Annotated in this window: 14 protein-coding genes; 9 read left to right on the top strand and 5 right to left on the bottom strand. The window is 67.1% G+C overall.

Features of this window, described 5'->3' with window-relative positions:
- Positions 1-13: 13 nt before the first annotated feature.
- From FHS82_RS13840 to panC, 3 genes are all read left to right on the top strand, one after another.
- The gene (locus FHS82_RS13840; protein ID WP_166953793.1) at positions 14-484 is read left to right on the top strand and encodes an Lrp/AsnC ligand binding domain-containing protein; all 471 of its coding nucleotides are present in this window, start codon (positions 14-16) and stop codon (positions 482-484) included.
- Positions 485-588: 104 nt separating this feature from the next.
- Positions 589-1434 carry a 3-methyl-2-oxobutanoate hydroxymethyltransferase gene (panB, locus tag FHS82_RS13835; RefSeq protein WP_166953791.1) on the top strand — a complete coding sequence of 282 codons (846 nt, stop codon included), beginning with the start codon at positions 589-591 and terminating at the stop codon, positions 1432-1434.
- Positions 1431-2291, top strand: a complete 861-nt coding sequence (gene panC, locus FHS82_RS13830) for a pantoate--beta-alanine ligase (RefSeq protein WP_166953789.1) — start codon at positions 1431-1433, stop codon at positions 2289-2291. The genes panB and panC overlap by 4 nt, the downstream gene beginning before the upstream one ends.
- A gap of 23 nt (positions 2292-2314) precedes the next feature.
- Here panC and FHS82_RS13825 read toward each other — a convergent pair whose 3' ends face one another.
- A complete protein-coding gene (locus tag FHS82_RS13825) occupies positions 2315-3922 on the bottom strand; it encodes an ABC transporter substrate-binding protein (protein WP_166953787.1) in 1608 nt (535 codons plus the stop codon).
- 307 nt (positions 3923-4229) lie between these two features.
- On the opposite strand from FHS82_RS13825, the gene FHS82_RS13820 reads away from it, so the two are divergent.
- The 3 genes from FHS82_RS13820 to yghU all read left to right on the top strand — a co-directional run bounded on the left by FHS82_RS13820 (position 4230) and on the right by yghU (position 6832).
- A complete protein-coding gene (locus FHS82_RS13820) occupies positions 4230-5435 on the top strand; it encodes an FAD-dependent oxidoreductase (RefSeq protein WP_166953785.1) in 1206 nt (401 codons plus the stop codon).
- 14 nt (positions 5436-5449) lie between these two features.
- Positions 5450-5806, top strand: coding sequence for a YbaN family protein (locus FHS82_RS13815; protein ID WP_166953783.1), 357 nt, complete (start codon positions 5450-5452; stop codon positions 5804-5806).
- Positions 5807-5956: 150 nt separating this feature from the next.
- A complete protein-coding gene (yghU, locus tag FHS82_RS13810; RefSeq protein ID WP_166953781.1) occupies positions 5957-6832 on the top strand; it encodes a glutathione-dependent disulfide-bond oxidoreductase in 876 nt (291 codons plus the stop codon).
- 78 nt (positions 6833-6910) lie between these two features.
- Here the strand turns inward: yghU and fghA are convergent, their stop codons facing one another.
- Positions 6911-7753 (bottom strand): S-formylglutathione hydrolase, encoded by an 843-nt coding sequence (gene fghA, locus FHS82_RS13805; protein WP_281351133.1) that lies wholly within the window; start codon positions 7751-7753, stop codon positions 6911-6913.
- Positions 7754-7933: 180 nt separating this feature from the next.
- Between fghA and FHS82_RS13800 the strand changes: the two genes are divergently transcribed.
- Entirely contained in the window at positions 7934-10006 is a 2073-nt protein-coding gene (locus FHS82_RS13800) for a UvrD-helicase domain-containing protein (RefSeq protein ID WP_166953941.1), read from the top strand.
- Positions 10007-10027: 21 nt separating this feature from the next.
- Here the strand turns inward: FHS82_RS13800 and FHS82_RS13795 are convergent, their stop codons facing one another.
- Together FHS82_RS13795 and alr are read right to left on the bottom strand one after the other, a co-directional pair.
- On the bottom strand, positions 10028-11284 hold the full coding sequence (locus tag FHS82_RS13795; protein WP_166953779.1) for a D-amino acid dehydrogenase: 1257 nt from the start codon (positions 11282-11284) through the stop codon (positions 10028-10030).
- The gene (alr, locus tag FHS82_RS13790; RefSeq protein WP_166953777.1) at positions 11281-12438 is read right to left on the bottom strand and encodes an alanine racemase; all 1158 of its coding nucleotides are present in this window, start codon (positions 12436-12438) and stop codon (positions 11281-11283) included. The genes FHS82_RS13795 and alr overlap by 4 nt, the downstream gene beginning before the upstream one ends.
- A 160-nt stretch (positions 12439-12598) precedes the next feature.
- On the opposite strand from alr, the gene FHS82_RS13785 reads away from it, so the two are divergent.
- Both FHS82_RS13785 and FHS82_RS13780 read left to right on the top strand, forming a co-directional pair.
- Positions 12599-13093 carry an Lrp/AsnC family transcriptional regulator gene (locus FHS82_RS13785; RefSeq protein ID WP_166953775.1) on the top strand — a complete coding sequence of 165 codons (495 nt, stop codon included), beginning with the start codon at positions 12599-12601 and terminating at the stop codon, positions 13091-13093.
- Between the two features lie 208 nt (positions 13094-13301).
- Complete coding sequence (locus tag FHS82_RS13780; RefSeq protein ID WP_166953773.1) at positions 13302-14459, top strand: alpha/beta fold hydrolase; 1158 nt, start codon at positions 13302-13304, stop codon at positions 14457-14459.
- 51 nt (positions 14460-14510) lie between these two features.
- Here FHS82_RS13780 and FHS82_RS13775 read toward each other — a convergent pair whose 3' ends face one another.
- Positions 14511-15476 carry a Bug family tripartite tricarboxylate transporter substrate binding protein gene (locus tag FHS82_RS13775; protein WP_166953772.1) on the bottom strand — a complete coding sequence of 322 codons (966 nt, stop codon included), beginning with the start codon at positions 15474-15476 and terminating at the stop codon, positions 14511-14513.
- Positions 15477-15569 lie beyond the last annotated feature (93 nt).

Here is a 15569-nt window from a genome sequence, read left to right as displayed (position 1 = left end):
GCAGGCAAAATGAATGGCAAAATCCATCGATACGGCACAACTCGATCAGATCGACCGGAAAATCGTCGAGGCGCTGAGCGACGACGGGCGCCTGTCGATCACAGCGCTTTCGGCGCGCGTCGGCCTGTCGAAAACGCCCTGCCAGGCACGCCTGAAACGCCTGATCGACGAGGGTTACATCGTCGGCTTCCGCGCCGTCCTCAACCCGCACCGGTTCGGCGTCGACCACATCGCCTTCACGGAGGTGAAGCTCACCGACACGCGCGAGGCGGCGCTGCAGGAGTTCAACGCGGCGGTGCGCCGGATTCGCGAGATCGAGGAATGCCACATGATCGCGGGATCCTTCGACTACCTGCTGAAGGTGCGCACGACCAGCATCCGCACCTACCGGCTCGTGCTGGGCGAGAAGATATCGAGCCTGCCCCACGTGGCGAGCACATCGACCTACGTCGTCATGCAGGCCGTGAAGGAAAGCGGCATCTGACGCAGGGGATCGCCATCCGCGACCGGAAAGCGTGACAAGCGGCGCTGGTTTGATTATCTGGAACGAACGTCACAAATACGTCAACAAGGGGAGGTGCCAAGTTCATGAGTGCGACAAGCCAATCCCGGTGCCTGACGCCGCCCGATATCCGCGCGCGCAAGGGTGCGGCGCCCATCGTCTGCCTCACGGCCTATACGACGCCGGTGGCGCGGCTCGCCGACGCGCATTGCGACGTCGTGCTGGTGGGCGACAGCGTCGGCATGGTGCTGCATGGCCTGCCCTCCACGCTCGGGGTCACGCTCGACATGATGATCCTGCATGCGAAGGCGGTGCGGCGCGGCCTCAAGCGGGCGCTCATGGTGGTCGATCTGCCGTTCGGTTCGTATGAGGAAAGCCCGGCGCAGGCATTCGCCTCCGCCGCCCGCGTCATGGCCGAGACGGATTGCGCCGCCGTCAAGCTCGAAGGCGGCGTCGACATGGCTGAAACCATGGCGTTTCTGGTGAAGCGCGGCATTCCCGTGATGGCGCACGTCGGGCTGACGCCCCAGTCGGTCAACGCCTTCGGCGGTTATACCGTGCAGGGCCGCGGCGGCGACGCGGAGCGTGTGCTGGCCGACGCGGCGGCGGCGGCGGAAGCCGGCGCTTTCGCCGTGGTGCTGGAGAAGATCACCGCCCCGCTCGCGCGGCGCATCACTGAAACCATCCCCGTGCCGACCATCGGCATCGGTGCGTCCGCCGCCTGCGACGGACAGATCCTCGTCGTGGACGACATGCTCGGCCTGTTCGCCGATTTCCGCCCGCGCTTCGTCAGGCGCTACGCGGAACTTGCCCGCGATGCCGAATGCGCCATGGCGGCCTATGCCGAGGACGTGCGCGCGCGCCGTTTCCCGGCGCCGGAACACAGCTTCGACGATATCCCGCAGACGCCTGCCGGCGGAGCCGTTCGATGAGCCTCGCCATTGTCCGCACCCCCGCCGATCTGCGCGCCGCCGTCCGGGCGTGGAAGGCGGCGGGCGACACCGTCGCCGTGGTGCCCACCATGGGGGCGCTGCACGCCGGGCATCTGGCGCTTGTAGCGGCGGCCCGGCGCGAGGCCGGGCGCGTCATCGTCACGCTGTTCGTCAATCCCCGGCAGTTCAACAACGCGGGCGACCTGGCCGCCTATCCGCGCACGGAGGAGGAGGATGCCGCAAAGCTCGCGCCGCTCGGCGTCGACCTGCTCTATGCGCCGGGCGTCGAGGCGATGTATCCGCCCGGTTTCGCCACCACGATATCGGTCGCGGGCGTCAGCGAGGGATTGTGCGGAGCACACCGCCCCGGCCATTTCGACGGCATGGCGACCGTCGTCGCCAAACTGCTGCTGCAAACCGGGGCGGATGTCGCGCTATTCGGCGAGAAGGACTACCAGCAGCTTCAGGTGATCCGCCGGCTGACGCGCGATCTCGACCTGCCGGTGCGCATCGTCGCCTGCCCGACAGTACGCGAGGCCGACGGACTCGCGATGTCGTCACGAAACCTGCGTCTCGATGCGCAACAGCGTGCGGCCGCGCCGGCGCTGGCGCACGTATTGTCCGCCACGGCGGCGGAGATCGCCGCCGGCGCCGCGCTTTCGCGGCTGCGCGCCGATGCCGGACATGCGCTCGCCGAGGCGGGCTTCGGGCCGGTCGAGTATCTCGAACTGCGCGCGGAGGACGATTTTTCCGTCGTTGACGACGCCTCCCGGCCGGCAAGGCTGCTCGCCGCCGCCTGGCTCGGCGATGTGCGCCTCATCGACAACGTGCCCGTGCGGGCAATTCCGCGACCCTGAGGCAGGGGCCGCGCCTGCCCCTGTCACGCGCCGGGATCGATCCAGATGTCGCCGAAGCTCCAGTTGATGCCCTGCCCGCCGGTGACGAAATTCTTCACCTTACGGTTGGCAACGATCTGGCTGCCGGGGACGATAAGGTCGACCGACGCGACCTCGTCGTGGATGATGTTCTGGAAGCGCACCCAAAGCTCCCGGCGCTTCGCCTCGTCAACCTCGATGGCGGCGGTCTCCAGCAGCGCGTCTACTTCGGGGTTGCTGTATCCCGCCGCGTTGGAGAAGGGCACGCCCTTCTTGATGTTGCGGCTCCAGTAGGCGCGCTGGACGCCGAGCGTCGGGTCGAAAAGATTGGACAGCGACTCGATCGTGAGGTCGAAATTGCGCTCGCCGTAGACCGTCCTCAGATAGGTCGGCAGATCGAGCCTGACGATCTCGGCCTCGATTCCGACGGTTCGCAGCGCGTTGCTGATGAAATCGGCATAGTTCGGCGCCAGGAAGGTGTTGTAGAGCAGCCGCACGGGGAACCGGAAGCCCTTCGCGCCGCGCGGATAGCCCGCCTCGTCGAGCAGGCGCTCCGCCGCCGCCGGATCGAACGGATGCTGGCGGATGCCGGCGTCGTGGAACTTGCTCAGCGTCACCGCGATCGGGCTCGGCGAAACAAGGCCCGTTCCATAGGTGACCACGTCGACGAAGGCTTTCAGGTCGATGGACTTCGCCACCGCCAGCCGCACCCGCCGGTCCTTCCAGATGTCCCGGTCGAAGTTGAAGAAAAGCTGCTGCTGCTGGCCGGCATAGGCATAGATCTTTTCATCGACGACCAGATCGGGGTTCTGCTTGAGGCGCCCGAGGTCCGTGAGGGCGACGGGGTTGGCGCCGATGTCGATCTCGCCCGTTTCGAGGGCGGCGGCGCGTGCGGCGGGATCGGTGATGATGCGCAGCACCAGCCGGTCGAGATAGGGCTTGCCTTCGTCCCAGTAATCGGGATTGCGGTCGAAGATCAGGTGGCTTCCCGGCACCCACTCCACAAGCTTGAACGGCCCAGTCCCGATCGCCGTCGCAAGCGTCTGGCCCTGCTGCAGCGGCAACGCTTCAAAGACATGCTTGGGAACGATGGGCGATTCCGAGCTTGACAGCGCCGTGATGAGATAGGGCGCGGGCTTCGACAGCACGACGATGGCCGTGTGCGGGTCCGGCGTCTCGACCGCCACCAGATTCTGGTAGGTGATACTGCCGCGCGGGTGCGCCTCCTTGAGGCGGAAGATGGAAAAGGCCACGTCCGCCGACGTGAAATCCTTCCTGTCGTGCCAGCGCACTCCCTGACGCAGCTTGAAGGTATAGCGCAGCCCGTCGCCGCTCACCGACCAGTCCGTTGCGAGAAGCGGCACGGGGTTGAGGTCGTAATCGAAGGTGAACAGTCCTTCGACGACCTTCGGGCCGATGGCCTGCCCGGTGCCCGAGGACGTATTGATGGCGAAAAGCGCGGAACCGGGCTCCAGCGTGTAGGCCCATTTGAGCGTCCCGCCCCGGATCGGGACATCGCTCCGCGCCTGCCCCGGCCCAGGCCGGAACAGGCCGAAGCCCGCGAGGCTGGTCGCGAGCAACAGCCGATTGAAGCGACGGCGGGAAATCGTCATGATCCGGGGGCTCCTCTGAATGCGCCGGGGTGAGTGCGGCGAAGGCCGGAACGCGCCCTTGCTGTCATCAGCGGGCGCGCCGGTCACCATCATCCGGCCAGGCGCAGGCGCATGAAAGAATGTTTTTTTGCGCCCGCGAGAAAGAAAGGCTTCTCCGGCAGGCGGTATCGGCTGCGCGGCAAACGTCGCCCGCCGGGATGACACATCCGCCGGAGGACCCATGAGGCGTTATGCCCCGGTTGCTTCGGGAGGGCATCAGCCGCATCATCGTCGAATGGTTCCGCAGACGCCGGAGGACACGGGCGGGATGGAAGATCGGGATCAGGATTGCTGCATCGTCGGGGCCGGCCCGGCGGGCCTCATGCTCGGCCTGCTGCTTGCCCGCGCCGGCGTGCGCGTGACCGTCGTCGAGAAGCACGGCGATTTCCTGCGCGACTTTCGCGGCGACACCATCCATCCGTCGACGCTTGAGGTGATGGACGAACTCGGCTTTCTCGACGAATTCCTGACCCTGCCGCACCAGAAGGCACCGAGCCTGCATGCGGAGATCGATGGCAGGCCCGCCACCATCGCCGATTTCTCGCGCCTGCCGGTGCGCTGCCGGTATATCGCCTTCATGCCGCAATGGGATTTTCTCGCCTTCGTCGCCGACAAGGCGCGGGCGCTCCCCGGTTTCCGCCTGATGATGGGCAGCGCGGTCACAGGCCTTGCCGAGCGGGACGGGCGCATCACCGGCGTGACGCTGCGCGATGCGGACGGCACGGAACGCACCCTCGCGGCCGCGCTCGTCGTGGGCGCGGACGGACGCGGCTCCGTCGTGCGCCGGGCGGCGAAGCTCACCGTCACGGACCTCGGCTCGTCGGTCGATGTGCTGTGGATGAGGCTGTCGCGCCATGCCGACGACCCGCCGCAGGCCATGAGCCACGCCGGCCCGAGCCAGGGCATCGTCCTGATCGACCGCGGCGATTACTGGCAGGTCGGCTATGTAATCGGCAAGGGCAACTTCGGGCAGGTGAAGCGCGACGGCCTTCCGGCGCTGCGGGCGAAGCTCGCCGCCGTGGCGCCCCTTCCCGCCGACCGTTTCGAGGAACTGGCCGACTGGGATCATATCCATCTGCTCGAAGTGCGCATGGACCGGCTGAAGCAATGGTGGAAGCCCGGTGTGCTGTGCATCGGCGATGCGGCGCACGCGATGTCGCCCATCGGCGGCGTCGGGGTCAATCTCGCGATTCAGGACGCGATTGCCGCAGCCAATATCCTGGCGCGGCCGCTGCGCGAGGGAACGCTGGCGGACGCGCACCTGCGCGCCGTGCAGACGCGCAGGCGCTTTCCGACCTGGGCGACGCAGAAGATCCAGCTCATGATGCGCCGCAAGCGCGGCACCGGCGAGGGCGCCGCCACCGGCGGCAGGCCGCCCGCCTTCCTGCGTGCCATCGCCCGTTCGCGCCTCCTGCCCCACCTCACCGGCCGGCTGATCGGCATGGGCTTCCGGCCCGAGCACGTGCGGACGTGAGGGGAGCGTGCGCGATGCGCGGTCTCTATCTTGCGGCCGGCCTCCTGTTCGTCGCGCTCGGCTTCATCGGCGCGTTCCTTCCGGTGTTGCCGACGACTCCTTTCCTCATCGTGGCGGCGGCCTGCTTCGCGCGCTCCTCCCAGAGGCTGGAGAGCTGGCTGTTGAACCATCCGCGTTTCGGCCCGCTGCTGCGTCAATGGCGCGAGCGGGGCGCGGTTCCGCGGCAGGCCAAGCTGATGTCGCTCGCCGGCAGCAGCGTCGGCTTCCTGCTGTTCTGGATCGGATATGAGCCGGAGCCGGTTTCGGCCATCGCCGTGGCCGCGCTGATGCTCGCCGGCGTCGCCTACGTGTTCTCCCGGCCCTCGGCGTGATGACCGGCCAGCCTTGTGCGCCCGGACACGGGAAGAAGCAGCGGCATCGCCGCCCGGCCGCCGCCGGCGTTGACTTGCCCCGGGATCGGGAGATACCGTTCGCGGCACGCCATACCTTCCCTTGTGCGACGCAATCCCTGGAGTTTGGACATGACCGATTCCGCCGAATACACGCCGCCGAAGATCTGGACCTGGAACAAGGACAACGGTGGCCGGTTCGCGAACATCAACCGCCCGATCGCCGGCCCGACGCACGAGAAGGAACTGCCTGTCGGCCGCCACCCGCTGCAGCTCTATTCACTGGCCACGCCCAACGGCCAGAAGGTCGCTATCCTGCTTGAGGAGCTGCTGGCGCTTGGCCACGAGGGCGCGGAATACGACGCCTGGCTGATCCGCATCGGCGAGGGAGATCAGTTCGGCAGCGGCTTCGTCAAGGTCAACCCGAACTCCAAGATCCCCGCCTTGCTGGACCGCAGCGGCCCGACGCCGGTGCGGGTTTTCGAGTCGGGCGCCATCCTGCTCTATCTGGCGGAAAAGTTTGGCGCCTTCCTGCCCACCGATACCGCCGCGCGCGCGGAATGCCTCTCGTGGCTGTTCTGGCAGATGGGCAGCGCGCCCTATCTCGGCGGCGGGCTCGGCCATTTCTACGCCTATGCACCGGTCAAGATTCAGTACGCCATCGACCGGTTCGCCATGGAGACCAAGCGCCTGCTCGATGTCATCGACCGGCGGCTGGCGGAGAGCGAGTATCTGGCGGGCGACGAATATACGATCGCCGACATAGCATCCTTCCCCTGGTACGGCGGCCTCGCGAAGGGCTGGAACTACGGCGCGGCCGAATTCCTGCAGGTGCAGGAATACAAGAACGTGCTGCGCTGGGCGGACGCTATCCTCGCCCGGCCTGCCGTCCGGCGCGGGCGCATGGTCAACCGCGTGAGCGGCGATCCCTCCGAGCAGTTGCACGAGCGCCATGACGCCAGCGACTTCGATACGAAGACGCAGGACAAGATCATCGCGGCCGGCTGACCAGCGGAACGGCCCGGCCGGCGCAATACCAACGCTTCCGGTCTCCGGCCGTTCGCGCGCGGGTTTTGCTCAAGCCTGTCAGCCGAGCCGTTCGGCATGCCAGCGCAGATGGTCCTCAATGAAAGTGGCGATGAAGAAATAGGAATGGTCGTAGCCTTCGTGCCGGCGCAGGGTCAGCGGCTGGCCCGCCCGGCGGCAGGCCTCCTCCAGCAGGTGCGGCTTGAGCTGCGTGTCGAGAAAGCCGTCCGCGAGACCCTGATCGACCAGAATGTCGGGGACGCGCGCGCCATCCTCGATCAGCGCGCAGCTGTCATAGGCCCGCCACGCGGCGCGGTCCGGCCCCAGATAGCCGCCGAGCGCCTTTTCGCCCCACGGGCAGTCGAGCGGCGAGACGATGGGCGCGAAGGCCGATACGGAGCGGTAGCGGCCGGGGTTCTTCAGCGCCAGCGTCAGCGCGCCGTGCCCGCCCATGGAATGACCGGTGATGCCTTGCCGGCTGACATCGACCGGCAGGAGACCGGCGATCGCGGCCGGCAGCTCCTCGCCGACGTAGCTCGCCATGCGATAGTGGGCGCGCCACGGCTCCTGCGTGGCATCGACGTAGAAACCGGCGCCGAGCCCGAAGTCATACGCGCCGTCGGGATCGTCCGGCACGCCCTCGCCGCGCGGGCTGGTGTCAGGCGCGATCAGGACGAGGCCGAGCTGCGCCGCCACGCGCTGCGCGCCCGCCTTCACGGTGAAATTTTCCTCGGTGCAGGTGAGGCCGGAGAGGAACCATACCACCGGTGCGGGCTCCGTCTCGGCGGCGGGCGGAACAAAGGCGGCAAAGCGCATCGCCGTGCCGGTGGCTTCGGACTGATGCCGGTAGACATACTGCGTCCCGCCGAAGCAGCGTGCCTGTGATACGATCTCCAGCGACATGAAGTCCTCCCCGTCTGGCCATGCGGCAGCGCACCGTTGATATCATCCGCCCATCTGCACGTAAATCGCCGTATCCGCCGCACAGACTGCTTCCGGCGTGGAATGATCGATGAGAACAGATAATGTCCGTATAGTCGGGGACGGTCGTTGATTCTCGATGCGGACAGGGATGAGCCCGAGGTGAGCGCGGTATATCTGGACAAACTGAACGACAGGCAGCGCGCCGCCGTTGAGCACGGCGTGGGCATTCCCGGCGGCGCGGTCGGGGGGCCGCTGCTCATCATCGCCGGCGCGGGTTCCGGCAAGACCAACACGCTCGCACACCGCGTCGCGCACCTCATCGTCAACGGCGCCGATCCGCGCCGCATCCTGCTGATGACATTCTCCCGCCGGGCAGCCGCCGAGATGGGGCGGCGGGTGGAGCGCATCTGCGCCGGCGTGCCGGACGGGAAGGCCGGCGCGCTTGCCGATGCGCTGGCGTGGTCCGGCACCTTCCACGGCATCGGGGCGCGGCTGCTGCGCGAACACGCCGCCGACATCGGCCTCGATCCGCAGTTCACCATCCACGACCGCGAGGATTCCGCCGACCTCGTGAACCTCGTCCGCCATCAGCTCGGCTTCTCGAAGACGGAGAGCCGCTTTCCGGCCAAGGCGACCTGTCTGGCGATCTATTCGCGGGCGGTGAACGCGCAGACGCCGCTCGCCGACGTGCTGCGGGCGAACTTTCCGTGGGCCGCGGCGTGGGAGCCGCAGTTGCGCGACCTGTTTGCCGGCTATGTCGAGGCCAAGCAGGCGCAGAACGTGCTCGACTACGACGACCTGCTGCTTTACTGGGCGCAGACGATGAGCGAGCCGGCGCTTGCCGCCGCCATCGGCGGGCGCTGGGACCATGTGCTGGTCGACGAATTTCAGGACACCAACCGGCTGCAAGCCGCGATCCTCACCGCGCTGAAGCCGGCGGGCAGCGGCCTTACCGTGGTCGGCGACGATGCGCAGTCCATCTATTCCTTCCGGGCCGCGACGGTGCGCAACATCCTCGATTTCCCGAAGACGTTCTCGCCGCCCGCCGATGTGGTGACGCTCGACCGCAACTATCGCTCGACGCAGCCGATTCTGGCGGCCGCCAATGGCGTCATCGATCTCGCGCGGGAACGCTTCACCAAGAACCTGTGGACAGACCGGGAAGCCGCCGAGCGGCCGCGCCTCGTGACCGTTCGCGACGAGGGAGACCAGGCGCGCTACGTGGCGACGGAGGTGCTGGAGAACCGCGAGGCGGGCATGCGGCTGAAGGATCAGGCGGTGCTGTTCCGCGCGAGCCAACACAGCGGGCCGCTCGAAGTGGAACTCGTGCGCCGCAATATCCCGTTCGTGAAGTTCGGCGGGCTGAAGTTTCTGGATTCGGCCCATGTGAAGGACGTGCTCGCCGCGCTGCGCTTCGCCGAAAATCCGCGCGACCGGGTGGCCGGCTTCCGGGTGATGCAGCTTCTGCCCGGCGTGGGGCCGGCGTCGGCGCAGGCTGTGCTCGACGCCATGGCCGGCAGCTCCGATCCCTTCGCGGCGCTCACCGGGCATTCCGGACCGCCGCGCGCGGCGGCCGACTGGCCGGGCTTCGTCGCGCTGCTCTCGGGCCTGCGCGCGCGCAGCGCCGGATGGCCGGGAGAAATCGGCCAGGTCCGCAGCTGGTACGAGCCGTATCTGGAACGCATCCACGACGAGGATGCCGTGATGCGCAAGGCCGACCTCCTGCAGCTTGAGGATATCGCGGCAGGCTACCCCTCGCGCGAGCGCTTCCTGACCGAACTCACCCTCGATCCGCCGGACGCGACGTCCGGACAGGCCGGGCCGCCCTTGCGCGACGAGGACTATCTGATCCTGTCCACCATTCACTCAGCCAAGGGGCAGGAGTGGCGGTCCGTGTTCGTGCTCAACGCGGTCGACGGCTGCATTCCCTCCGATCTCGGCGTCGGCACATCGGAGGAGGTGGAGGAGGAGCGCCGGCTCCTCTATGTCGCGATGACGCGGGCGCGGGACAGGCTCGCGCTCGTGGTGCCGCAGCGCTTCTTCACGCACGGCCAGTCCGCGACCGGCGACCGCCACGTCTATGCTTCGCGCACGCGCTTCATTCCGCCGCCGCTGCTGTCGCTTTTCGAGTGCAGGGCATGGACTGTCGCGGCGCCCGGACAGGTGCCGGGGCCGCGGGCGCAGCAGGTTCGCATCGATGTCGCCGCCCGCATGCGGGACATGTGGCGGTAGCGCCCGGCGCGCTTCAGCGGCTCATGCGCCGTAGCGGTCGAGCGCGAGGTCTGCCGTCTCGATGTCCGGCTTCGTGCCGCCGATCAGGTCGGCCAGCACGCGGCCGGAGCCGCAGGACATGGTCCAGCCGAGCGTGCCGTGGCCGCTGTTAAGGAAGAGGTTCGCGTAGCGCGTGGGGCCGATCACCGGCGTGCCGTCCGGCGTCATCGGCCGCAGACCGGTCCAGAAGGTCGCCTGCCTCCGGTCGCCGGCACCGCCGAAGAGGTCCTCGACGGAATGTTCCAGCGTCTCCCGGCGCGCCTGGGGCAGATCGAGGTTGAAGCCCGCGATCTCCGCCATGCCGCCCACCCGGATGCGGTCGCCTAGCCTGGTGATCGCCACCTTGTAGGTTTCGTCCATCACCGTGGAGACCGGCGCGCGCGCCTCGTCGACGACGGGCAGCGTGATCGAATAGCCCTTCACCGGATAAACCGGCAGGCGCAGGCCGAGCGGCGCGAGCAGCCCCGGCGCGTAGCTGCCGAGCGCGGCGACGAAAAGGTCGGCCTTGATGTCGCCGGTCGCCGTCTCGACGGCGGCGATGCGGTCTCCCGCCACCCGCAGGCGGCGGATATCGACGCCGAAACGGAACTCGACGCCGAGCCCCTCGCAAATCCGGTGCAGTTCGTTGGTGAACTTGAAGCAGTCGCCAGTCTCGTCGTTCGGCAGGCGCAGGCCGCCGACGATCTTGTCCCGCACCCGCGCAAGGCCCGGCTCCGCCGCCGCGCAGCCGGCCGCGTCCAGCACCTCGAACGGCACGCCGTCCGCCTTCAGCACCGCGATGTCCTTGGCGACGCCGTCGAGCTGCTTGTGCGTGCGGAACACCTGCAGCGTGCCCTGCGTGCGGTGGTCGTAGGCGATGCCCGTCTCCGCCCGCAGCGCGATCAGGCTGTCGCGGCTGTATTCGGCAAGGCGCACCATCCGCCCCTTGTTGATCTTGTAGCGCTCCTCTGAGCACTCCCAAAGCATGGCGAACATCCAGCGCCAGGAGGCGAGCGCGGCGACCGGGTGGATCACCAGCGGCGCGTGCTTCATGAACAGCCACTTGAGCGCCTTCAGCGGAATGCCGGGCGCGGCCCACGGCGAGGCATAGCCGGGCGAGATTTCGCCGGCGTTGGCGAAGCTCGTCTCAAGCGCGGGACCGGGCTGGCGGTCGAGCACCGTGACCTTGTGGCCCGCCTTCGCGAGATAATAGGCGGACGTGACGCCGATCACGCCCGAGCCGAGAATGACGATGTTCATGCGGTTCCCCTGTTTTCTTCCGTTGCCGTGCCGGCGCGCGGATAGTCACGATGATAGCGCCGCCCGAGGCTGGTCAGGATTTCGTAGGAAATGGTGCCGGCGGCCCCGGCGATGTCCTCCAGCGTCTGGTGCGGGCCGATCACCTCGACGAGGCTGCCCAGCCGCAGCGTTCCCGGCGGCAGCGCTGAGATGTCGACGGTGATGCTGTCCATGGACACGCGCCCGGCGATCGGCAGCCGCACACCGCCGAAATAGACGGCGCCGCGGTTGCTCAGGTGGCGGAAGATGCCATCGGCGTATCCCGCCGCGATCGTCGCGAGGCGCGTCTCGCCCGCCGTGATGTGGGTGCCGCCATAGCCCACGCGCGCGCCGGCGGGCACCGTGCGGGTCTGGATCACGCGCACGTCGAGCCGCACGACCGGCGACAGCGGGTTGTCGGCCCCCGGAGCCGGAACGCCGCCGTAGAGCGCGATGCCGGGACGCGCCAACGCACCATGATAGTCGGCGCCAAGGAAGATGCCGCCGGAGTTGGCAAAGCACAGAGGCACATCCGGAAACAGCGCGGCGCAGCGGTGCAGGACGGCGAGCTGATCGGCGTTCTGCGGATTGCCCGGCTCGTCGGCGCAGGCAAGATGGCTCATCAGATAGGCGAGGCGCACCCCGGCGAGCAGCGCGGGATCGGCCGCAAGGGCCTGCGCCTCGCCGCCGGAAAGCCCGAGCCGCGACATGCCTGTGTCGAACTGGAGAACCGCCGGCAGCTCCCGCCCGCGCTCCCGCGCCGTCGCGGCCCAGTTAGCCGCCTGTTCGAGCGAGTTGAGAACGGGCACGATGCCGGCATCGGCGCACAGGCCTTCCGCGCCGGGCAGCAGGCCGTTCAGCACGAAGAGCCGCGCGTCGTGCCCGAGCACGGGCCGCAGCTTCAGGGCCTCGCCGAGATGGGCGACGAAAAAATCGCGGCAGCCGGCATCGTAAAGCACGGGTGCAACCCGCTGCGCGCCAAGGCCATAGGCATCCGCCTTGACGACGGCGCCGGTGGCGCCTCCCTCAAGCCGCGCCCGGAGCGCGCGGTAATTGCGCGCCAGCGCATCGAGATCGATCGTCAGCACGCCGCAGGAAATCTCCCGCGCGAGGGATGGAGAAACGTCGTCGTACATGAAACACCTCGGCACCGGGGTTGCCGCCGCGACAGCAGGCCACCTGCAAAACGCATCGAATCTAGCGCAAGGACCACGCAATGGATGCGCAAAGTGCGCCTGAAAATTTCACTATTGGATAATTTGTGCAATAATCGACGTCAAAACGGAAGGTTCCTGCATGACCGGCCTCGACACCATCGACCGCAACATCATCCGCCTGCTGCGTCTCGACGCGCGCATGAGCAACGCCCGGCTCGCGGAGGAAGTCGGCCTGTCGCCCTCCGCCTGCCTGCGGCGGATCAGGCAGCTCGAACACAGCGGCGTGATCCGGGGCTACACGGCCATCATCGACCACGCCCTGCCGGAAACCACCATGGCGGTCATCGTCAATATCACGCTAGAACGGCAGACGGAGGACTATCTCACCCGCTTCGAGACGGCGGTGCGCAAGCATCCAGAGATCCGCGAGTGCTATCTGATGACAGGCTCAGCCGACTACCTGCTGCGCGTCGAGGTGGAAAACGCGGCAGCGTTCGAGCGCGTCCATACGGAAATTCTCTCGACGCTGCCCGGCGTATCGCGCATCCATTCGAGCTTCGCGATCCGCAACGCGCTCGCCGCCCGCAGCCGCTCCCGCGCGCCGCTCGCAGTCAGAAGCGGCAAGGCGGGCTAGAGCGCTTTCCGATCAGATGGAATCATCTGATCGATCAGAATTCGCTCAACATAAGGAAACTGGAAACTGTCCTGTTTCAATGTAAACACGACAGTTTCCAGCGGCCGGGCAACAGACGTTTCCGTCACGAACATGCAACTTGCCGCGGCTACCAGATGGGGAGAGGATGAACCGGGCGCGGGGAACCTTACCGAAGGGATGGCAGGCGATGGCTGAAAAAGTTGAAGCACGGCGGACCGGACAGGGCGTGGGCGAACACAGCGTCCCGATGTTCTGGCCGCTTTCGGCGATGTTCGCGGCGGAACAGGCCGCCTTGTCGGTTCCGGATCATCTGCTCGGCTTCCTGAAGGAAGCGGAAGAAATCGACAATCCGCCGGCGCCGGTATGGCACACGAAGAACACCGTGCGGCTCGATCTCTCCACCATGTTGCTGCGGGAATTCGGCACGCCGGGCCAGGGTACACCGGGCCAAGGTATACCGAGCACGGGCACGCCGATCCTCGTCGATGCGCCCTACGCCGGGCACGGTGCGACCATCGCCGATTTCGGCGAGGGGCAAAGCCTTGTCGCCGCGCTGCTGGCGGCGGAGGCTCCTGCCGTCTGGGTGACTGACTGGAAAAGCGCCACACCCGAGATGCGCTATTTCTCCATCGACACCTATCTGGCGGAGCTGAATGCCGCGATCGACGACCTGGGCGGGCGTGTGCATCTGGTGGGGCTCTGCCAGGGCGGCTGGCTCTCGGCCATGATGGCGGCCCGGTTCCCGCAAAAGATCGCTTCCCTGGTGCTTGCGGGCGCGCCCATCGACACGGACGCGGGCCACGGCCCGATCCGCGAGCTTGCCCATGCCATGCCGCTGGCGGCCTATGAAGAGATGGTCGCGTTGGGCGAGGGGCGCATGCCCGGCAAGTTCATGCTGGCGGGCTGGAAGAACATGCATCCCGACAAGCAATATATCGACAAGTACGTCACGCTCTATGAGCATCTGGACGACAATAGCTACGTTGAGCGGACGAAGCATTTCGAAAGCTGGTACGAGAACCCGCTGGATTTGCCGGGAAACTATTACCTTCAGGCGATCCGGTTGCTGTTCAAGGAAAACCGGTTCGCGAAAGGCCAGTTCACCGGCCTCGGGCGCACGCTGAAGCTGGGCGACGTCACCTGCCCGGCGTTTCTGCTGGCGGGCGAGGCGGATGACATCACGACGCGCGAACAGGTGTTCGCCGCGAAGGATCTGCTCGGAACGCCGCCTGAAAAGATCAGCTCGGCGCTCGTTCCCGGCGGGCATATCGGGCTGTTCATGGGCCACAAGACCATCGCCGAAACCTGGCCGGTGATCGCGAAGTGGATTCTGTCGAACGACTGAGCGGTGGGCGGCTGCCTCCGCACGGAGGCAGCGTTGCCATCGGCGGGAGGGTCACTCCATGCCGGCGGCGACCAGTGCCTGCCAGTTCGCGAATTCCCTGGCCATATAGGCCTGGAACGCGGCGGCATCCCAGTCTTCAAACCGCACGCCCTGGTTGGCCGTCAGCTCCCGACCTTTTTCGGACAGCATGATTTCCGCTACCATGCGGTTCAGCATGGTCACATCCTTGTCGCTGAGCCCGGCCGGCGCGAAGAAGCCGAACCATTGCGCCGCCTCGACCTCGGCAAAGCCCTTTTCGGCGGCCGACGGCACATCGGGAAATTCCGGGCGGCGCCCCTTGCCCAGATACAGCACCGCCTTGCCCTGATTGTTGTTCAGATACGGCGCCGAGGAGCCGACGGACCCGACGTAGTAATCCGCCCGGCCGGCGATGACTTCCATCATCGCCTCGCCCGAGGATTTCATATGCAGGATCCTCGGTTTCAGGCCCAGCTCGTTCGACACCATCCGCCCGACGAAGTGCGTCGATGACCCGACGCCGGCCGTCGACATGACGATCTTGCCCGCCTTGTTCTTGGCGAAGAGATCGTCGATCGTCGTCACCCCGGCGGCGGGCGAGCCGATGATCATGAACTCGTTGAAGCCAAGAACCGAGATGGCTTTGAATTTCTTGACCGGATCGTAGCCGGCGTTCGGATTGTAGGCCGGCCCCGTCAGGAACGACGAGCTGGAGAACAGCAGCGTCGATCCGTCTCCGGAGTTGCGCGCGGCCTCGGCCGTGCCGACCACGCCGCCCGCGCCGGGCTTGTTGATCACCACGACCGGCTTGCCCAGCTTGTGCTGCAGTTCCTCCGCCAGAAAGCGGACGAAGGGATCGGTCGAGCCGCCGGGGTTGAACGGCACGACGATCTGGATCGTGGATTGCGAGGCGATGTCGGCCGAGGCCTGGCCACCCCACAGGGCTGCGCAAAGCGCAAGCCCGCAGCCCACGATCCATGACTTGAAAGCGGCTTTCATTCGGGTATCTCCTCCTCCGGCGATCGTCTCGTGCGATCGTCCGTTTCGCGGCCAGTCGGCTGCTGAGCCCATGTAGGGCCCTCGCGATGCCGC

This window comes from Pseudochelatococcus lubricantis, from assembly GCF_011762225.1.
GTDB classification, from domain to species: domain Bacteria; phylum Pseudomonadota; class Alphaproteobacteria; order Rhizobiales; family Beijerinckiaceae; genus Pseudochelatococcus; species Pseudochelatococcus lubricantis.
This window is presented reverse-complemented; position numbering and strand designations above follow the sequence as displayed.